Raw genomic sequence first — 18,896 nt, forward strand, 5'->3', positions numbered from 1 at the left:
CGTTCACCCGCCGCCGTCGCTGCTGCCCCCGCCCGGGGACGTCCGTACGGGGGTGCTGGCCGTCGTGGGGGGTTCGCTGGCGGTGCTCCTGCTGCTGCTCGGGCTGGGCGGCGGCATCTCGTTCGGGACGGACGACGGGGGCGGCATCGACACGAGCGGGCTCGCCGGCGGCCTGGGCAGGGGGTCCGGGGGGTGGGACGAGCCGCCGCCGACGCCCGTGCGGACGGTTCCCACGCCCACCCGCACCCGCACCCGCACGCCCTCGGCCTCGGCCTCGGCCTCGGCCTCGGCCACACCCACGATCACCCGGACAACCTCGTTCTCGTTCTCGCCCACGCCCTCGTCGTCCTCGTCCTGGTCCGGCGGGTCACCGTCACCTTCGGGGTCCGGTTCGGCGACCGCGACCACCACGGCGACAGCCACAGCCACAGAAATGGCCACGGAGACGGCCACCCCGACGGCCACGGCCACCCCGACCGGGTCCGCCCGACCCGACGCGGTGCTGAGCGACTACTTCGCGGCGATCAACGCCGGGGACTTCCGCACGGCCTGGCAGCTCGGCGGGCGCAACCTCGCCGGCGACTACGACACCTTCGTCACCGGCTTCGACGAGACCACCTCCACCACGGTGACCGTGCTCTCGGTCGACGGTGCCGCGGTCACCGCGACGCTGGAGGCCCGGCAGACGGACGGCACGGTCCGGCGCTTCCGCGGCGTCTACACCGTCACCGACGGTGCCATCGCCAGGGCGACCGTCTCCCGGACGGGATGACGGTGGGTCGGCACGGGCGCGAGGACGCCCCGGGCCCCGGCAGGACCGGACCCCTCCACGACAGGAGCTCTGAACGACCGATGACCATCCACGGCGCCTCTCTCGCCGCGCCGCCACCCCCGTCCCCGGGCCAGGACGGGCCCACCGGACCTCCGGGGGTGGACGCCCGCAGCCGGGCCACCCGGCTGCTCGCGGCGGGTACCTACCTCTCCCCGGACTACCGCCGCGCGGTGATCAGGGAGCTGCTGACCAACCGGGCCCGGGCGGTCGCGCCCTCGTTCGGCTACGACGCCGTCCCGGTGCTCGCCCACGCGCTCGCGGCCCGCGCGCTGCAGCGCAATTCCTGGGTGTACTTCGGGGCCGGGGCCGCCCTGCTGTTCGTCCTCGCCGCCACCGGCGTGATCGGTGCCTTCTCCTTCCTCCTGCTCCTGCTCTGGCTGTGGTGGTCGGCCGACTACCTCCGGCGGGTGGCCACCCTGCACACCCTGGTCACCAGGCTCAAGGACCGCGGGCCGGGCGGCGGACCGGGCGGGTTCGACGGCGGCCGTCCGTCGGCCGTCCTCCTCGACGACGAGCTCGTCGGGAAGATCGAGCGCGAGCAGTCGGCCCGGGACGGCCTCGCCTACTTCGGCGGCTACCGGCCGTTCGTCGGGGCCGGCACGCGGCTGCGCCGGTGGTCGAACGCGCAGTTGCTGCTCGGCGCCCCGGACAACAGGGACGACGTGGCGGAGCTGGTCGCCCGGCTCGCCGGCCGGACGGAGCCGGACGGGCCGAAGGAGCCCGCCGGTCCGGTGGTCACCAGGCGTCGGCCGGTCGTACCGTTCGACGTCGCGGACCTGGCGGCCTTCGTCCAGCACCACCTCGCCGCCGAACTTCGGGACGAGGCGAAGGAGTCCGAGCGGATCGCGACGCTCACCGTGGAACGCCGCAGCTACGCCCGGGCGGTCACCGTGCACGACCGGTCGGTGGGAGCGGGCTGGACCGCGCTGCCCGCGATCGGCGCGGAGGGCGGCGAGCACTGGGCGGAGGGATACGGCGCGTCCCGCGAGTACCTGTGCGCCCGGATCGGCTCCTGGGACGAGGAGTTGGTCACCTCCCTGTTCGTGGGCTTCGACATCCGCGGCAACACCCTGCACACCGAGTTCCACAGCCATGTGCTGACCCCGGTGATCTCCGAGTTCCACCTGGTCGACCGGCTGCCGGAGCGGCTGGACCGGCGGCTGCTGCTGCGGGCGGCCCTGGACTCCCTGGGGCACGTGCTGGGCCGGTCCTGGCAGGTCCTGCTGCCCCTCGGACCGCTGCGCTCGGGCTACGCCCGGTTGCGCGAGCACTACCGGGAGGGCCGGCGCTTCGAGGTCGAGCTCGTCGCGGTCGCCGACAGCAGCGAGTTCGGCCTCGGCCGGTACGCGACGCTCGCGGTGAACCGCGGCGCGCGCACCAGCATCCGCGAACTGGCCTGCAGCGACACCTACCACCACTACTTCCAGGAGTCGGACGCCGACAAGTACACCCGGATCGTGGAGCGTCGGCTGCTGCACCTCGTCGAGCGCTTCCTGCGCGAGCACCAGGTCGACCTGGCTGACCACCGGCGCAACCAGACCAACGTCCTGAGCGGCAACGTCTTCGGCAACGGGACCATCGACAACTCCCACAACAAGCAGGTCAACCACAACTGATCCCCGCACCACCGCCACCGGCCCGGCCGCGACGACGGCCGCCGCACGAACACACCGAGGACAAGGACAACCGACCCATGACCGACCAGGGAACAGGCCGCGACGCGGCCGTCCACGGCAACATCTTCGGCAACGGGACCATCGACAACTCCACCGGCAAGACCGTCAACCGGGGCGGTGCCCGCCAGGCCGAGGGGTCGACGGGCGCGCGGACGACGGGTGCGCGGGCGACGGTCGGTCCCGAGCGGAGCCGCAACGTGTTCGTGGTCCACGGCCGCGACGAGCAGGTCCGGCGGGAGATGTTCGGGCTGCTGCGCAGACTCGGACTGAACCCGCTGGAGTGGGAGCACCTGGTCGGGGCGACCGGCCTGCCCTCCCCGTTCATCGGCGAGGTGGTGGCCCACGCGCCCTCGGTGGCCGGGGCCGCGCTCGTCCTGCTCACCCCGGACGACGTCGCCGTGCTCCACGACGACCTGAAGGGGCCCGCCGAGCCGCCGCACGAGCGGGCACCCTCCGGCCAGCCGCGCCAGAACGTGCTGATCGAACTGGGCATGGTGCTGATGGCCTATCCGGAGCGGACCGTGATGGTCGAGTTCGGGGACGTCCGGCCGGCCTCGGACCTGGCGGGCCGCAACGTGATCCGGTTCACCGCGGACGGGAACCACGTCTTCGCGCTGCGGAAGGTGGCGCAACGACTGGAGGTGGCCGGCTGTCCGGTGGACGACCGGGGCAACGACTGGCTGGACACCGGGCCGTTCCTGGACCTGGGGGCCTACCGCCGCACGGGCTGATCCGGCCCGGGCTGATCCGGTGCGGGACGGTCCGGCCCGGCCGCGGCGCACCACCGCGGCCGGGCCGTCGCCGACCGGTGCCGACCGCCGTCGGCCGCCGCCGACCGGTGCCGTCACCAGTGGTGCCACCTGCCACCGTTGCCGTCACCGGCCGGCCAGGCCCTCGGCCATGCTGCGCAGGAACGCCCGCACCTCCGGCACGGAGACGTTCGCCAGGTCCGCCGGCCGCAGGACGACCCGCAGCTCCCGGCAGACCGCGCCCTCCCGGGACCGCGCGACGAACGACATCAGGATCAGCCGCAGCAGGCTGTCCTGGTCCAGGTAGTCCATCCTCGCCAGCCCGGACCCCACCAGCGGCATCGCCACGGAGTCGGTCCGGGCCCGCCGGTCGACGGCGTCCCAGAGCCGGTTGAGGCCGAACCAGAGGTCCTCCACCCCGGAGGAGGCCACCAGGTCCCGGCCGAGCCGGCTGTAGGCGGTGGCGAAGACCAGCCGGGGCGGGGTGCCGAGGACGGCCACGGTGCCCAGCGGGTAGCGGTCGAGCTTGCCGAGCGGCTTGTCCGCCCTGAGCTCGCGGGACCGCGGGGCGACCGGGGCCAGGGCGGTGGCGAGTTCGGCGTCCAGCCGGTCGAGGTCCCCGTCGTAGCGCCGCCGCAGCAACTGGGCCTGCACGCTGTCCTGGTGGATCAGCCGCCCGTCCTCCGGAGCGGTGTCGAAGGTGTCGCAGAAGCCGACCACGAGATGGCCCGGAGCGGCGAAGAGGTCACCGGCCTCCACCACCACCGTGGTGTCGGGCCGCCGGAACTCCTGCCGCACCACGGGGACCGGCCGGCTCAGGTACGCGCCCCAGAGCACGCAGGCCCCGGCCGAGCCCGCGGTCACCCAGCCGGGCGAGGGCAGCCCGTGGGGGAACAGCGGTGCGGCGAGCTGGCCCGCCACCGCCAGCCCGCCGAAGGCGGTCGCGGTGTGGCGCAGGAACGCGGACGCGGTGCGCCGGGACACCCGGCCGGTGCCCGGCAGTCGGCGGATCATACGACACGCCGATCATCAACCTGCCTGCCGGGCACGGTGGTTGCTATCCTGCTCGGTGCTTCGAGGGCGGCCGCTCCCGGCCGGGGCCGAGGCAGGTGGGGGTTCCGATGACGGGTGTCCGGGTGAGTGTGCTGGGGCCGGTGCGGGTGGAGTCCGACGGGGTGCCGGTCCGGCTCACCCCGCTGACCAGACGGCTGCTGGTCCGGCTGGTGGCGGCCGACGGCGAGGCGGTGCCGGTCTCCCGGCTGCGCCGGGACGTCTGGGGCCGGCGGGCCGACCTCCCGGGGCAGGGCGCGCGGGGCCGCAACGAGGTGCACAAGAGGGTGGTCGAGCTGCGGCGCGCGTTCGGCGCGGGCGACCCGGTGTCCGGCGCGCGGCTCCTGCGCACCGAGCAGCTGTCGACCGCGCGCGGCTCGGAAACCGCCTACCGGCTCGGCCTCGCGTCCGCGGAGCTCGACTGCGCCCGCTTCACCGAGCTGGTGAACGAGTCCTTCCGGGTCGGACCGGCGATGGCCGCCTGGCACCTGGAGGAGGCGCTGGGCCTGGTCCGGGGCAGACCGCTGGCCGAGGCCGCCGGCGAGGAGTTCGCCGAACCGCTGATCCGCCGGCTGACCGGCCTCCAGGACACCGCCCGCCGGGAGCTGATCTCCTGCCGGGTCAGGCTCGGCCGGCCGGAGCTCGCGCTGCCGGTCGCCGAGGCGGCGGTCCGGGAACGCCCGGACGACCCGTCCTGGGTCTCCGAACTCGGCCGGCTGCGGACCAGGCTGCGCGGCCGCTGGGACGACGAGCTGCTGCGTGCCGCCCTGCCCGACCGCGCGGTCGAGGTCGTGGTGGTCTGCGGCGACCTCTTCGACCAGGAGGACGCCAACCTGGTGGCGGGCTTCACCGACACCTTCGACACCGAGATCGACCAGGACGTCGTGATCAGCCGGTCGAGCATCCAGGGGCAGCTCGTGGAACGGCTGTTCGGCGGCCGCAGCGAGCAGCTGGACGCCGAGCTGGAGCGGGCGCTGCGGCCGGTGGCGGTGGTCGAGCGGGAGCGCAGCCGGGACAAGCCCCGCGGGCGCCGGCTGCGCTATCCGATCGGGACGACGGTGGCGGTGCCGCACGGCCGGCGGCAGATCTTCGCGACCGCGTACTCCCGGTTGGGCAACGACATGGTGGCCCGGTCGCGTCCGGAGCACCTCGCGTCGGCCCTGGACCGGCTCTGGGAGGCGGTCGCCCTGCACGGGCGGTACCGCCCGGTCGCGGTGCCGATGCTCGGCTCCGGCCTCGCGCGGATCGTGGACCTCGACCGGGGCCGGCTCGCCAGGATGATCGTGGAGTCCTTCGTCCTGGCCTGCGCGGACGGCACCCCGGTCGCGCCGGAGCTGAGGCTCGTCGTGCACCCGGACGACCTGCGCCGCACGGACCTGCTGGAGCTGGAGCGCTTCCTGCGGGACCCGTACGGGCGGGACTGACGGCCGGGCCGGTACAGCGGCGTTCCGCGGCCCGCGCCTTGGCATGCTGCTCCTCCCGCCGTGGGTGGGCGGGAGCGGACCCTGCCGTCCCCCGTGCGGTCGAGGTCCGCCCCGCCTCCGGTGACAGCACACCAGTCCGGTCGCTTCCGGGGAAAGGCGCCGCCGCTTCCGGTCCGCTTCCGATCGGTGCCCCGCCACCGCTTCCGGTCGTGGGCGGACACGCCAGTGGCGTCGCCCGGGGGCGACGCCACTGGTCCCGGCCTTGCTGTTCAGTTGTTCACCGGTGGATCAGCTGTGCCGTCCCGGGCGGCGGTAGGCGACCAGGCACAGGAGCAGACCGCCGAGGACGGCGAGGCCTCCGAGGGCCGCGATCAGGCCGTCGGCGGCGGAGCTGCCGGTGTCCGGCAGCGGCTCGCCGGTCGGCCGGTGGTGGGTCGGCCGGTGGGTCGGGACCGTGGACGCGGTGGTCGTGGTCGTGGTCGTGGCGGACGGCGAGGACGTCGGGCTCGGCGACGAGGTCGGCGAGGGCGAAGCGGTCGGCGACGGTGAGGACGTCGGGCTGGGCGAGGCGGTGGGCGACGGCGAGGACGTCGGGCTCGGCGACGAGGTCGGCGAGGGCGAGGACGTCGGCGAGGGCGACGGCGACGGGGACGAGGACCGGAGCACGATGCCCATGTCGAGGTCGAGGTAGCGCCGGCCGCCGGAGAGGGTGACGGTCTGGGTCAGGCCGGTGGTGGGGTCGGCGTCGGAGTCCTTGGTGGGGTCGGTGCCGGAGCCGCGGATGGTGACCTTGGCGCCCTGCGGGAGGGTGGTGAGGTCGAACCGCACCTGGTAGGTGCCGTCGGGGAGGTTGTCGAAGAGGTACAGGCCGTTGGCGTCGGTGGTGGTGGTGACGGGTCGGCCGTTGGCGTCGACGACGGGCTGGCCGTTGCCGTCGAGCAGGTCGACCTTGACGCCGGGGACGCCGGTGTCGCCGGGCTTCTGGACGCCGGAGCCGTCCTTGTCGACCCAGACGAAGTCACCGAGCGCGTTGTCGGCCGGTGGCGGGGGCTGGACGATGCCCATGTCGAGGTCGAGGTAGCGCCGGCCGCCGGAGAGGGTGACGGTCTGGGTCAGGCCGGTGGTGGGATCGGCGTCGGAGTCCTTGGTGGGGTCGGTGCCGGAGCCGCGGGTGGTGACCTTGGCGCCCTGCGGCAGCGTGGAGAGGTCGAACCGCACCTGGTAGGTGCCGTCGGGGAGGTTGTCGAAGAGGTACAGGCCGTTGGCGTCGGTGGTGGTGGTGACGGGTCGGCCGTCCTTGTCGCGCACCGGCTGGCCGTTCTCGTCCAGCAGGTCGACCTTGACGCCGGGGACGCCGGTGTCGCCGGGCTTCTGGACGCCGGAGCCGTCCTTGTCGACCCAGACGAAGTCACCGAGCGCGTTGTTCGGCTCGGTGACCCGCTTCACCGCGACGCCGACCTTGGCCGGCTCGGCGGGCAGCAGCTGCCGGCCCTCGTTGTCGGTGGCGGTGAAGGCGAAGCTGTTCCAGGCGTACTCGGTGTCCGGAGCGTCGAACGGGGTGACCATCGGCCAGGTCAGGGTGAAGGACTCCCCGGAGGCCATCGCGCCGGCGCGGTGGACGCGGAACCAGGTCGCCGTCCCCGGGGCGGGGAAGGCGGTGCTCCAGACCGCGTTCGCGTTGCAGCCGGTCCGGTCGACGAGCGCGCTCTCGACACAGGGGTTGGCGTCGGTGGTGTACTCGATCACCACGGTCGGGTCGCTGCTGACGATCGGCTCGCTCAGCGAGGGCGTCCAGGTGCTGCCGCGCTGCGCGTCCTGGGTGAGCACGTAGTTGTCGCCGGGGGTGGGCAGCTTGTCGTAGGCGATGAAGTCGGTGACCGGGTCCGGCGAGTCGTTGCGGACGGTCATCCGGTAGGAGATGTGGCCGCCGGGGGTGGCGGTGCCGATGCTCAGGTAGTCGGAGTCGAGGTCGCCCTTCACCTCCTTGAACGAGCGCAGCACGCTGGGCACGTCCACCTGGATCTTGGAGGAGGCGTGGCAGAGCAGCTCGCTGGTGTTGCCGTTGCCGTTGAGGTCGAGCACGTCCGGGGTGCTGCCGCTGTCGGAGCCGGAGAACATGCAGGCGACCGGGTCGGTCGGCTGGTCGACGGTGACGTAGACGTCGTTGGTCAGTTCACCGGAGCGGATGCTGCTGGCGACCTGGACGTCGAAGAGCATCCGGTAGGCCAGCGGGTCGTGCAGGTACGTGGAGTCGGGCGCGCCGGCCGGCCACTGCATCCTCAGCAGCTGGCGCCCGTCGGGGCCCGGGGTGACGGTGATCGACTCGGGGGCCTTGGCGTCCGGGTAGTTCGGGTCCGGCCGGGCGGAGCCGTCGATGTAGACGACGCCGGGCGGCAGCAGGTCGAGCAGGACGAGCGGGCGGTCCAGGTCGCGGGCGCTGCGGTTGTAGGGGATGACCTGGAAGGTGGCCTTGCCGCCGGGGGCGGACAGCTCGCCGGCGACGGTGGTCTTGGCCGCGCCGAGGTTGGTGGCCTGAGTGATCGTGGTGCTGGCGCAGGCGTTGGCGTCGGCGTTGTTGGTGCCGTCGGTCGCGGAGGTGTCGACGCAGTTGGTCAGCGGGACGGGGGCGGCGCGCCCGTCGTGGCCGGGGGTGGCGACCTGGGTGACCAGCTGCACCGCGTTGCCGGGGCTCCAGCCGGTGGGGATGGGCCCGTTCCAGGTGAACCGGAGGCCGTCGAGCCAGCGGCCGGCGGGGATGCCGAGGACGTCGTCGGCCGGGTCGCCGGCGCCCTCGGCGAAGGTGACCCGGCGGTTGGCGGCGCCGTTGAAGGGGCTGCCGGGGCTGAAGGTCAGCCAGGTCGGGTCACCGTTGAGCCGGTACTGGAGGGTGAGCTGGATGCTGGTGGGGTTCCACGGCTCCAGCTGGAGGGACTGGGGGTAGATCCAGTTGTAGAGGCCGTCGGTGGTGCCGGTACCGGGGTCGGTGATGGTCAGGCTGGTGGCCGGGCCGGAGGTGTTGGTGGCCGACAGGCTGAAGCTGTTGAGGTCGCCGGAGACGACGGTGTCGCGCCACACCTTGCTGGCGGTGACGTCCACACCGGTGGCCGGGGGCTGGAACTGGCCGGTGGTGGTGGAGGCGGAGTCCAGCGTGGTCTCGGGGTCGGTGCCGAGCGGGTCGCCCAGCAGGTCCACGTTGTTGGTGGAGGTGGTGCCGCTGGGGAAGTCGCTCTCCGGGTAGTACACGACCAGGACACCCGGCTGGCGGCAGCCGCCGCGGCCGTTGCCGGACACGAACGGGCCGATGTCGTAGCCCCAGGTGTTGGGACCGGGGGCCACCTGGGTCCAGCCCGGCGAGCGGCCGGTGTCCACCACCGCGCCCGGCGGCAGGGTGTCGAACAGACGGCTGCTGTCCAGGTCGACGTTGGGCACGTTGTCGGTGGCGCAGGGGCTGAACTGGTAGGTGACGGTGCGCCCGTCCTGGCTGCTGGTCTGGATGCCCTTGGTCACCGTGTACTGCGGCTGGACCTCGGCCCTGGTGTTGGCGCTCGCGTTCTGCGAGGTCTCACCGGTGGCACTCATGGTGGCCGAGTTGGTGGAGGTGGCGCCGTTGGGGGTGGTGAAGTTGGGGTACTTCATGACCACCGTGATGGTGGCGGTGGTGCCGGGGCTGAGGTTCTGCAGCTTGATGTCCATCGTGCCGCCCGTCGCGCCCGTCGCGGGCACGGTGGAGCCGGCCTGGTCGACCGAGGAGGGGTCGGGGGTCCAGCCGACGAACTGCATGTTCGACGGCAGGGTGTCGAGGATGTGTCCGCCGGTGCATTCGTTGATCGAGCACGTGTACCGGAGGGTGTAGGTGACGTTCTCCCCCGGGGAGGCGGTCGCCTTGTCCACGCTCTTGGTGAAGGAGATGGCGGCCTGCGCCGGTGGGGCGATCAGGCCGCTGCCCAGGAGGGTTCCTCCTAGGAGGGCGAGAACCGAGGCGATCCGCCCGGTCCGGAAGGGAATACGCATACCGGACAGTTGATCCGACCGTTCGTCACACGCCCGGGCGACGCGAGGGCGGGTGACGGCGTTTCACCTTGTCAGACGAGCGTCAAATCCCATCCTCGGAGTCCGTCGCTCCCGGGGCCGGGACCGGGGCCGGGGCCGGGTTCGCGCCGGTGTGGAGGACGTCGCGGGCCTGTTCGGCGGAGCGGCTGATGCTCTCGCCGACGAAGTCCATGAACCGCGCGATGTTCTCCAGACGAACGGCCGCCGGGGTGCCGGTGCCGAGCACGCCGACGCCCTCCCGGGCGGTCTCGGCGAACCGGGCGTGGGCCTGGGCGGCGGCGATCATCGACTGGTACCAGACGTCGCCGTCGACGACGTAGCGCTCGCGGCGGCGCTCGTCGCGTTCGCGCCGGACCAGGCCGTGGGCCTCCAGGAACGCGATCGCCTTGGAGACGGACGCCGGGCTCACCTGGAGCCGCCGGACGAGTTCGGCCGCGGTGACGCTCCCCTCGTCGGTGGTGAACAAGCAGGTCAGGACCCTGGCCATCATCCTGGGCAGGCCCTGCTGCATCACCAGGGCGGTGAACACCTCCTCGTACGCGCGCACGGCCTCCGGGTCGCGCCCGTGCGCGGCCGGCTCGGGCGGCTGCGGTCCGCGGGGGGCGGCCTGCCGGCTCCGGTGGGCGCGGCGCTCGGTGGCGCGGTGGGCCGCGTCGGCGCGGTAGGCGGCGGGGCCGCCGTTGCGCATCACCTCGCGGGTGACCGTCGAGGTGGGGCGGTCGAGGCGCCTGGCGATCTCCGCGTAGGCGAGCCCGTCGGCCACCCCGAGTGCGATCTGCTGGCGTTCCTGCTGGGTGAGTCGGCCTCCCGGCACCTCGGTCTCCCTTCGTGCGGCCCGGACCTCCGCAGCATAGCGTTCATACACCGTCAATGCAACGATCGATCGCGTCGACGTTGCATTGAAAGAGGATTCGTTGCAACGATATTCGACATCTAGCCTGCAATTATGGCTGTTCTTCGCAACGAAGCTATTGATGAATATGCGAATGCAACGTAGCGTTCGTGGTGTCGGAAAGCAGCAGGAGCACCACGAGCAACAGGAGAGCAGCAACATGGAGAAGTTCGCCACCACCGCCCCGGTCACCGCTGTCGTCGGCCTGCCGGCCGGCCGGGTCCAGGTGATCGCCGCCGACCGGGCCGACGTCACCGTCGAGGTGCGGCCCGCCGAGTCCGGCCGCGCCCGCGACATCCGCACCGCCGAGCAGGCCGTCGTCGGTTTCCGGGACGGCGTCCTGCGGGTCGACACCGTTCCCGGCGGCCGGCTGGTCGGTGCCGGTGCCGTGGAGATCACCCTCCAGGTGCCCGTCGGCTCCCGGATCGAGGTGGCCTCCGAGAGCACCGAGCTCCGGGCCGTCGGCCGTCTCGGTGACGTCGTCGTGCAGGGTGCCTACCGCCGGATCAAGGTCGACGAGGCCGACAGCGTGCGGCTGACCGCGGTCGACGGCGACGTCGAGGTCGGCCGGCTCAACGGCCCGGCCGACATCAGCACCTCCCGGGGCTCCGTCCGGATCGCCGAGGCGCTTCGCGGCGCGGTGGTGCTCCGCACCGAGTCCGGCGACATCGAGGTGGCCGCCGCGGCCGGGGTCTCCGCGGCCCTGGACGCCGGTACCGGGCACGGCCGGATCAGCAACAGCCTGCGCAACGACGGCGCCGCGGTCCTCGACATCCGCGCCACCACCTCCTACGGCGACATCGCCGCCCGGAGCCTGTGAGCGGCCCGGGTGCGACCGGCCGGGCCGCCCGGGCAGCCCGGGTGCGACCGCTCCGGGTCCGCGGTGCCCGTGCGCGCGGTGCCCGGGTCCGCGCGGGAGCCGGGTGCCGCCCGCGGCACCCCACCCGCCCCCCGGCGGGCGGGGCGGGTCAGGACGCGGCCGGTGCGCCGGCCGGCACGAGCCGGCCGGCGGCGAGGGTCAGCACCTCGTCGACGGCGTCCAGGGCGGCGTGGTCGTGGGTCACCAGCAGGGTGGTCCGGCCGCGGGTCGCGTCGAGCACGTCGGCGAGGACGGCGGCGGCGGTGTCCGGGTCGAGGCCCTCGGTCGGCTCGTCCAGGACCAGCACCGGCGGGTCCGCGAGCAGGGCGCGCGCCAGCAGCAGCCGTCGGCGCTGACCGCCGGAGACGGTGGCGCCGTCCCCGCCGAGCACCGTCTCCCAGCCCTCGGGGAGGGAGTCGATCCAGTCGAGCAGCCGGGCCCGGCGGGCCGCGTCGCGGAGCTCCTCGTCGGTGGCCTCGGGGCGGGCCAGCCGCAGATTGGCCCGGACGGTGGTGTGGAAGACATGGGCGTCCTGGGTCATGCCGGTGATCGCCCGGCGGACGTCGGCACCCGCGCAGTCCCGCAGTTCCCGCCCGCCGATCCGGATGCTGCCGCCCTCGTACGGGAGGAACCGCATCAGCGCCGCGATCAGGGTGGACTTGCCGGAGCCGCTGGCGCCGACCAGCGCGACCCGGCGGCCGGGCGGCAGCCGCAGGCTCACCCCGTCCAGGACGGCCGGGCCGTCCGGGCGGTGGCGCACCCGCAGGCCGGTGATCTCCACGCCGAGCGGGCCGTCGAGGGGGAGCGGGGCCGGATCGGCCGGATCGGTGACCGGGGCCGGGGTGTCCATCAGGTCGGCGAGGCGGCGGGCGGAGGCCCAGACGTCGGCCAGCCGGCGGGCCGCGGCGGGCAGTCCGGCGAGGGCGTCGAAGGAGACCAGGGCGAGCACCGCGAGGACGGTGAGCTGTACGGCCGGCAGCCGGCCGTCGGCGTGCGCGCGCAGGCCGAGCCAGGTGACCCCGACCGTGGCCGCCGCCTGGAGCAGCAGGACCACGGCGGAGGCGAGCGAGGTGGTGAGCGCCCGGCGCTCCTCCAGGTCGGCGATCCGGGCGGTGGCCGCCGCGGTCCGGGCGTGGGCGCGGCCCCGGGCACCGTACGCGGCGAGGTCGGCCGCACCCCGGGTCAGGTCGACGGTGAGCGCGGCGAGTTCGGCGCGCGCGGCCTTCTCGGCGCGACCGTCCCGGCGGGACAGCGCGAGCACCAGGGCGGGCACCACGAGTGCGGCGAGGGCGAGCAGCAGGGCGAGCAGCAGCCCGGCCGGCGGAAGCAGCACCAGCGCGGTACCGGCGGCGGCCGCGGCGACCAGGACGGCGGCGGTGACCGGGATCAGCACCCGCAGCAGCAGGTCCTGCGCGGCGTCGACGTCGTCGACCAGCCGGGTCAGCAGGTCGCCGCCGCGGAAGGCGGGGGTGCCGGCCGGGGCGAGCGGGACGAGCGCCTCGTACACCCGGGCGCGGAAGTCGGCGACGGCGCGCAGCACGCCGTCGTGCCCGAGCAGGCGGTCGGCGTAGCGCAGGGTGCCCCGGCCGAGGGCGAGGGCGCGGACGGCGACGATCGCGACGGCGACGGCGGCGATCGGAGGCTGTTCGGCGGCGCGGGTGATCAGCCAGGCGGCGGTGGCCATCAGCGCGGCGCCGCTGAGTTCGCTGCCGGCGGCGGCCAGCACGGCGGGCAGCAGCCGGCGCCAGTGCGGCAGCAGCAGGCTCAGCAGCCGGAGGGTGGGGTGGGAGCCGCTGGCGGCGCGGTCGGGCATCGGAGCTCCGGGGGCGAGCGGTCGGGGCGCGGGGGCGGCGCCCGGGGGGAGGGCGGCCGCGGCGGCCGGGCGGGTCATGAGCGGACCAGCCCGGTGAGGTCGGCGGCAGCCGGGCGGGCGGGGGAAGGTTCGACCGTGCCGGCCCGGACGGTGAGGATCCGGTCGGCGTGCGGCAGCAGGCCGGTCCGGTGGGCGACCACGATCGCGGTGCGCCCGCGCATCAGCTCGGCGGTGGCCCGGGTGACGGCGGCCTCGCTCTCCGGGTCGAGGTGGGCGGTGGGCTCGTCGAGCAGCAGGACCGGCGCGTCCTTGAGGAAGGCGCGGGCCAGGGCGGTGCGCTGGCGCTGGCCGGCGGAGAGTCCGGCGCCGTGCTCGCCGAGGACGGTGTCGTACCCCTGCGGCAGTGCCGCTATGAAGCCGTCGGCGCAGGCGGCCCGGGCGGCGGCCCGGACCTCGGCGTCGGTGGCGTCCGGGCGGCCGAGGCGGATGTTGTCGGCGACGGAGGTGGCGAACAGGTGCGGGCGCTGCGGGACCCACGCCACCTGGGACAGCCAGGCGTCGGGGTCGAGGGCGGCGAGGTCGGTGCCGTCGACCAGGACCCGGCCGGTGCCGGGGGCGACGAAGCCGAGCAGCAGGGCGAGCAGGGTGGACTTGCCGGCGCCGCTGGGGCCGACCAGGGCCAGGTGCTCGCCGGGGTGGACGGTGAGCGAGACGTCGGCGAGGGCGGGGGCGGAGCGGTCGGGGTGGTGGACGGTGACGCCGTCGAGGACCAGTCGTGCGGTGCGGGCCTCGGGCACGGGGGTCGGGGGCCCGGTCCGGGCCTCGACCAGGAGCCGGGCGGTCGGCCCGCCGGCGGGGCCCGTGTCGTCCGTGTCACCCGTGCCGCCGGCGTCGTCAGCGTCGTCCAGGAGCGTGAACACCCGCTCGGTCACCGCGATGCCCTCGGCGCTGTCGTGGAAGGCCGCGCCCGCCGCGCGCAGCGGCAGGTAGGCCTCCGGCGCGAGGAAGAGCACGACCAGGGCGGTGCGCAGGTCGAGCGTGCCGTCCAGCAGGCGCAGGCCGACCGGGACGGCGACCAGCGCCACCGACAGGGTGGCCACCGTCTCCAGCACGAGGGAGGAGAGGAAGGCGACCCGCAGGGTGCGCATGGTGGCCCGCCGGTGCGCGTCGGCCATCTCCCGCACCACCCGGGTCTGGTGCCGCTCGCGGCCGAACGCGCGCAGGGTGGGCAGCCCGGCGACGACGTCCAGGAAGTGGCCGCCCAGCCGGGCCAGCAGCCGCCACTGCCGGGCGGTGCGCTGCGCGGTGTGCAGGCCGACGAGCGCGCCGAACACCGGGATCAGCGGAAGGGTGATCACCACGATGAGCGCGGAGGTCCAGTCGGCGAGGCCGAGCCGGACGACCACCACCAGCGGGACGACGGCGGTGGCGGCCATGGTGGGCAGGTAGCCGGTGAGGTAGGGGTCCAGGGCGTCGAGGCCGCGGGTGAGCAGGGTGGCGGTCTCGCCGTGCCGACCGGCGGCCAGCCGCCGGGGGCCGGTGTCCCGCAGGTGGGCGGTGAGGCGGTCGCGCAGGTCCCGCTTGGTCGCGGCGGCGGCCCGCTGGGCGAGGGCGCCCCGGGCCCAGGCCAGCAGGGCGCGCAGGGCGAGGACGGTGCCGAGCGCGACCAGCGGCCCGGTCCACCGGCCGCGTCCGGCGAAGCCGTCGGCGAGCAGGCCGGCCAGCAGTTCGGCCTGGCCGAGCACCAGTCCGGCGCCCAGCAGGGCGAGGACGGTGGACATGGTCAAGTGGCGCCGGAGCGCCGGGATCTCGCGCCGCAGACGGCGTTCGGCCGGCTTCATCCCGTGGTCCCTCCGTGGTCCGCCAGGCGGTCGGACGCCGCCGGCCGGCAGCCGCGGTGGGCTGCCGGCCGACGGCGGTCGGTCAGAAGTAGCTGGGGTGCCGCCGGCCGGTGCGGCCGCGGAACGCCCACCAGCTCCAGCCCTGGTAGAGCAGGATCAGCGGGACGACCACCACGCCGAACCCGATCAGCACCTTGAGCGTGGCGCCGTCGGCGACCGCGTCGTCGACGGTGATGCCGCCACCGGCGGAGGCCGACAGCAGGTAGGGGTACTGGCCGGCCCCGATCAGCAGCACCGGCAGCGCGGTGGCCAGGCAGGTGGCGGTGAAGGCGAGCGTGTCGCGGCCCCGGCCGAGGTACCACCACCCGGCCGCGAGGGCGGCCACGATCAGGGCGAACAGGACCACCGAGGTCCCCGTCCTGGTCATCGAGGCACCGGCCCCGAACAGCGAGAGCAGCAGCGCCAGGGCTCCGGCGGCGCCCGCCGCGGCGAGCAGGGTGGCACCCGTCCGCCGGGCGGCGACGGCCGTTGCGGGCTCCGAGCGGAGCGCGACGAAGGCCGCGCCGTGCCCGGCGAAGAGCAGGGCGGTGGCCACCCCGCAGGTCAGCGCGAACGGTCCGAACACCTCGCCGGCGCCGACGTGGAAGGAACCGTCGGCCCGGCGCGGCACGCCGTGCAGCAGCAGGCCGACCACGATGCCCCAGCACACGGCGGGCAGCGCGCCGCCGAGCACCACCAGGGCGTTCCACACCCTGGCCGCCCGCGGGCCGCGGGAGCGGCCGCGCAGCTGGATCGCGGCGTTCCCGAGCACCAGGCCGGCCAGGATCGCCACGATCAGCGGGTAGAGGCCGGACAGCAGGCTGCCCTCCAGGTGCGGGAACGCGCCGAACATCACGCCGGCGAAGGCGACCAGCCAGACCTCGTTGCCGAGGAAGAACGGCGCGATCGCGTCGAGTGCGGCGTTCCGCCGGTCGTCCGGGCCGGTGCCGGTGCCGGATCCGGATCCTGCACCGGCCCGTGCTCCGGCGGCCGGTCCGGCCGCCGGCCGGGGTCCCGCGTCGGCGGAACCGAGGAACGGGGACAGCATCTGGGCGCCGTAGTCGTAGCCGCCCAGTACGAAGTAGCCGGCGAGCAGCAGGCCGAGGAGGGCCAGCCAGAGGGTCTCCAGGCTCATGTAGCCCAACCTTCCGTCACATCAGAGGAGTTCGTCGCGGTGCGGGAGCGGTCGGCCCGCTCAGAAGGCCGGGACCGGCTGCTTCTCGCCGGCGCCGCCCGCACCGGGCAGCTCGTCCGGGAGCGGGTCGCCGGCGCCGAGCTGGGCGCCGGCCGGGCCGCGGCGGGCGAAGCGGGTGATCAGCGTCCAGTTGGTCACCGCGAGGGCGAGGAAGATGGCGACGAACACCGTGCAGGACACGGCCAGGGCGCCCGTGCTCACGTTCGAGACGGCGTCGTCGACGGTCAACTGGCCGTAGACGAGCCACGGCTGGCGGCCGATCTCGCGCACCACCCAGCCGCCGACGGAGGCGATGAAGGGCAGCGGGACGATCGCGGTCATCAGGTAGGCGAGCCAGCGCTTGCGCACCAGCAGGTCCTTCAGCAGCAGGAAGACGGCGATGAAGGTGATGGTCGAGACCGTGTTGCCGAGGATGGTCATCAGGTCCATCGAGTTCTTCACCCAGGCCGTCCAGGGCAGGTAGTCCCCGGGGCCGTGCGCGGCGACCTCCTGGGCCTGCGCCGCGGCGAGGTCGCCGCCGTTCAGGATCGCGGCCTTGACCGGCTGGGTCTTCTCGATGACCGGGACCTGGAGGTTGCCCACGATGATGACGAAGAAGGAGGAGAGCATGCTCACCCAGACGCCCAGGCGCAGCGAACTCCGGAACAGCTCGGTCTCCTCGGTGCCCTTGGCGAAGTGCCAGGCGCTGATGCCGGCCACGAAGATGCCGCCGGTGGTGAGCGCGGCGAGCGCGATGTGGGCGAGGGCCACCTGGGCGTTGGCGTTGGTGACCAGGGCCCAGAAGTCGGTCAGGTAGGCGACGCCGTCGCGCACCTCGTAGCCCACCGGGTGCTGGAGGAAGCCGTTGGCGACCAGGATCCAGAACGCCGAGAGGTAGGCGGTCAGCGCGACCAGCCAGATCAGCGCGACATGGATGCCGCGCCGCATCCGGCCCCAGCCGAAGATCCACATGCCGAGGAAGGTGGACTCGGCGAAGAAGGCGATCAGGGTCTCCAGTGCCAGTGGCGCGCCGAAGACGTTGCCCGCGAACTTGCTCAGGCCGCTCCAGCTGAGTCCGAACTGGAACTCCATGACGAGGCCGGTCACGATGCCGACCGCGTAGTTGATGACGTAGAGCTGGCCCCAGAAGCGAGTCATGCGCTCCCGGACCGCGCGTTTGGCGAGGTCGCGGGTGTACGCGGCCCGGGTGTGCATGATCGCCACGATGGGGACCAGCCCCATGGTGAGGATGACGAACAGCCAGTGCACGCTGGTGGTGGCCGCGAACTGGAGTCGGGCCAGATCCGCAGCGCTCATGATGCGACCTTCCTGGGGGGCGGTTGGCCTCCGGGTCGGCGGACGGATGAGGAAGTCGGGGAGGCGGACGCGGGAAGCGGACGCGGGGAAGGAAGGGTTCCCCGCTCGCGTGTGCAGGTGGCGGGCATCTCTGCCCGCCACCTGCGCGACGAACCCCGCCGATGACGTTAGGCGAGGGTTGCTTATGCCTTCCAAGACCGGTTTTGCTATGTACGCATAGCTCGCCGGACATGAGCAGAGGTGAACCGTGGATTTGCTGCAACTCCGCTACTTCCAGGCCGTCGCCCGTTTCGAGCACATCAGCCGGGCCGCCGAGGAGCTGAGCGTCGCCCAGCCCTCGCTCAGCCGCACCATCGCCCGGCTGGAGGCCGAGCTGGGTTCGCCGCTCTTCGACCGGCAGGGCCGGCGGATCCGGCTCAACCAGTACGGCGTGGTGTTCCTGCGGCACGTCGACCGGGCGCTGAGCGAGCTCGACGACGGGCGCCGGGCGCTGCGCGAGGCCCGGGAGACCGGGCTCGGCCGGGTCGGCGTCGCCTCCGAGACGCTGCTGACCGTCGCCCATCTGATGGGCAGCTTCCGGGCCGCCTTCCCCGGGGCCGAGGTGCGGCTCTTCCAGTCGAACGTCGAGGAGATGGACCGCCAACTGCGCGCCGGTGAGGTGGACTTCTGCGTGGCCTCGCAGCCGCTGACCGCCGCCAACCTGGACTCCGTCGAGCTGCTCCGGGAGGAGGTGCTGCTGGCCGTCCCGCGCGGGCACTGGCTGGACGGCCGGGAGAGCGTGACGATCGCCGAGATCGCCGACGAGCCGTTCGTCACCACCCGGCGGGGGAACTGGCAACGCGCGCTGCTGGAGCGGCTGTTCGCCACCGAGGGGCTCACCCCGCGGCTGTCCTGCGAGGGCGACGAGCCGGGGGCCAGCCAGGACATGATCAGCACCGGGCTGGGCATCGGCCTGATCCCGGCGATGTCCCGGCTGGCGGGCACCGACTCGCACGTCCCGGTGGCCTGGGTGCACGTGGCCGCGCCGAACTGCTACCGGGTGCTCACGCTGGTCTGGAACCGGGACGCCTACCAGTCCGAGGCGGCCCGCCGGTTCCGCGAATTCACCGTCAGCAGGCCGCTCATGACGCACCGTCGGCCGGATCCGAGGACCGGCCGGGAGTCGGTCTGAGCCCCGCCG

14 protein-coding genes are annotated in these 18,896 nt (G+C 74.0%); 6 read left to right on the forward strand and 8 right to left on the reverse strand.

Annotation, left to right across the window (positions count from 1 at the left end; translation table 11 throughout):
* Window positions 1-3: 3 nt before the first annotated feature.
* Window positions 4-423 carry a hypothetical protein gene (locus ACIPYS_RS33425; RefSeq protein ID WP_400753319.1) on the reverse strand — a complete coding sequence of 140 codons (420 nt, stop codon included), beginning with the start codon at window positions 421-423 and terminating at the stop codon, window positions 4-6.
* Window positions 424-433: 10 nt separating this feature from the next.
* On the opposite strand from ACIPYS_RS33425, the gene ACIPYS_RS33430 reads away from it, so the two are divergent.
* From ACIPYS_RS33430 to ACIPYS_RS33440, 3 genes are all read left to right on the forward strand, one after another.
* Complete coding sequence (locus ACIPYS_RS33430; protein WP_093861377.1) at window positions 434-772, forward strand: hypothetical protein; 339 nt, start codon at window positions 434-436, stop codon at window positions 770-772.
* Between the two features lie 80 nt (window positions 773-852).
* Window positions 853-2,448, forward strand: a complete 1,596-nt coding sequence (locus tag ACIPYS_RS33435) for a hypothetical protein (protein ID WP_400753322.1) — start codon at window positions 853-855, stop codon at window positions 2,446-2,448.
* A gap of 77 nt (window positions 2,449-2,525) precedes the next feature.
* On the forward strand, window positions 2,526-3,239 hold the full coding sequence (locus tag ACIPYS_RS33440) for a TIR domain-containing protein (RefSeq protein ID WP_093861379.1): 714 nt from the start codon (window positions 2,526-2,528) through the stop codon (window positions 3,237-3,239).
* 144 nt (window positions 3,240-3,383) lie between these two features.
* Here ACIPYS_RS33440 and ACIPYS_RS33445 read toward each other — a convergent pair whose 3' ends face one another.
* On the reverse strand, window positions 3,384-4,271 hold the full coding sequence (locus ACIPYS_RS33445; RefSeq protein WP_231977706.1) for a macro domain-containing protein: 888 nt from the start codon (window positions 4,269-4,271) through the stop codon (window positions 3,384-3,386).
* Between the two features lie 107 nt (window positions 4,272-4,378).
* Between ACIPYS_RS33445 and ACIPYS_RS33450 the strand changes: the two genes are divergently transcribed.
* Window positions 4,379-5,731 (forward strand): macro domain-containing protein, encoded by a 1,353-nt coding sequence (locus ACIPYS_RS33450; RefSeq protein WP_400753326.1) that lies wholly within the window; start codon window positions 4,379-4,381, stop codon window positions 5,729-5,731.
* Window positions 5,732-6,019: 288 nt separating this feature from the next.
* On the opposite strand, the gene ACIPYS_RS33455 is transcribed toward ACIPYS_RS33450, so the two are convergent.
* Both ACIPYS_RS33455 and ACIPYS_RS33460 read right to left on the reverse strand, forming a co-directional pair.
* Window positions 6,020-9,742, reverse strand: a complete 3,723-nt coding sequence (locus ACIPYS_RS33455) for an SdrD B-like domain-containing protein (protein ID WP_400753329.1) — start codon at window positions 9,740-9,742, stop codon at window positions 6,020-6,022.
* Between the two features lie 82 nt (window positions 9,743-9,824).
* Window positions 9,825-10,595, reverse strand: a complete 771-nt coding sequence (locus tag ACIPYS_RS33460) for a helix-turn-helix domain-containing protein (protein ID WP_400753332.1) — start codon at window positions 10,593-10,595, stop codon at window positions 9,825-9,827.
* A gap of 238 nt (window positions 10,596-10,833) precedes the next feature.
* Between ACIPYS_RS33460 and ACIPYS_RS33465 the strand changes: the two genes are divergently transcribed.
* Window positions 10,834-11,493 (forward strand): DUF4097 family beta strand repeat-containing protein, encoded by a 660-nt coding sequence (locus ACIPYS_RS33465; protein WP_400753468.1) that lies wholly within the window; start codon window positions 10,834-10,836, stop codon window positions 11,491-11,493.
* A gap of 148 nt (window positions 11,494-11,641) precedes the next feature.
* On the opposite strand, the gene cydC is transcribed toward ACIPYS_RS33465, so the two are convergent.
* The 4 genes from cydC to ACIPYS_RS33485 all read right to left on the reverse strand — a co-directional run bounded on the left by cydC (window position 11,642) and on the right by ACIPYS_RS33485 (window position 17,716).
* Entirely contained in the window at window positions 11,642-13,345 is a 1,704-nt protein-coding gene (cydC, locus tag ACIPYS_RS33470) for a thiol reductant ABC exporter subunit CydC (protein WP_400753335.1), read from the reverse strand.
* Window positions 13,346-13,419: 74 nt separating this feature from the next.
* Complete coding sequence (gene cydD, locus ACIPYS_RS33475; protein WP_400753338.1) at window positions 13,420-15,186, reverse strand: thiol reductant ABC exporter subunit CydD; 1,767 nt, start codon at window positions 15,184-15,186, stop codon at window positions 13,420-13,422.
* An 82-nt stretch (window positions 15,187-15,268) separates the two neighbouring features.
* Window positions 15,269-16,360 carry a cytochrome d ubiquinol oxidase subunit II gene (locus tag ACIPYS_RS33480; RefSeq protein WP_400753341.1) on the reverse strand — a complete coding sequence of 364 codons (1,092 nt, stop codon included), beginning with the start codon at window positions 16,358-16,360 and terminating at the stop codon, window positions 15,269-15,271.
* A gap of 60 nt (window positions 16,361-16,420) precedes the next feature.
* A complete protein-coding gene (locus tag ACIPYS_RS33485; protein ID WP_400753344.1) occupies window positions 16,421-17,716 on the reverse strand; it encodes a cytochrome ubiquinol oxidase subunit I in 1,296 nt (431 codons plus the stop codon).
* A gap of 247 nt (window positions 17,717-17,963) precedes the next feature.
* On the opposite strand from ACIPYS_RS33485, the gene ACIPYS_RS33490 reads away from it, so the two are divergent.
* Window positions 17,964-18,887 carry a LysR family transcriptional regulator gene (locus ACIPYS_RS33490; protein WP_400753347.1) on the forward strand — a complete coding sequence of 308 codons (924 nt, stop codon included), beginning with the start codon at window positions 17,964-17,966 and terminating at the stop codon, window positions 18,885-18,887.
* Window positions 18,888-18,896 lie beyond the last annotated feature (9 nt).

It is taken from the genome of Kitasatospora sp. NPDC089913 (genome assembly GCF_044748625.1).
Lineage (GTDB): Bacteria > Actinomycetota > Actinomycetes > Streptomycetales > Streptomycetaceae > Kitasatospora.

Bases quoted from the DNA above. Each gene is read 5' to 3' on its own strand.
- ACIPYS_RS33430 (WP_093861377.1), top strand. From the start codon at position 434: ATGGCCACGGAGACGGCCACCCCGACGGCCACGGCCACCCCGACCGGG.
- ACIPYS_RS33435 (WP_400753322.1), top strand. From the start codon at position 853: ATGACCATCCACGGCGCCTCTCTCGCCGCGCCGCCACCCCCGTCCCCG.
- ACIPYS_RS33440 (WP_093861379.1), top strand. From the start codon at position 2,526: ATGACCGACCAGGGAACAGGCCGCGACGCGGCCGTCCACGGCAACATC.
- ACIPYS_RS33445 (WP_231977706.1), bottom strand. From the start codon at position 4,271: ATGATCCGCCGACTGCCGGGCACCGGCCGGGTGTCCCGGCGCACCGCG.
- ACIPYS_RS33450 (WP_400753326.1), top strand. From the start codon at position 4,379: ATGACGGGTGTCCGGGTGAGTGTGCTGGGGCCGGTGCGGGTGGAGTCC.
- ACIPYS_RS33455 (WP_400753329.1), bottom strand. From the start codon at position 9,742: ATGCGTATTCCCTTCCGGACCGGGCGGATCGCCTCGGTTCTCGCCCTC.
- ACIPYS_RS33465 (WP_400753468.1), top strand. From the start codon at position 10,834: ATGGAGAAGTTCGCCACCACCGCCCCGGTCACCGCTGTCGTCGGCCTG.
- cydC (WP_400753335.1), bottom strand. From the start codon at position 13,345: ATGCCCGACCGCGCCGCCAGCGGCTCCCACCCCACCCTCCGGCTGCTG.
- cydD (WP_400753338.1), bottom strand. From the start codon at position 15,186: ATGAAGCCGGCCGAACGCCGTCTGCGGCGCGAGATCCCGGCGCTCCGG.
- ACIPYS_RS33480 (WP_400753341.1), bottom strand. From the start codon at position 16,360: ATGAGCCTGGAGACCCTCTGGCTGGCCCTCCTCGGCCTGCTGCTCGCC.
- ACIPYS_RS33485 (WP_400753344.1), bottom strand. From the start codon at position 17,716: ATGAGCGCTGCGGATCTGGCCCGACTCCAGTTCGCGGCCACCACCAGC.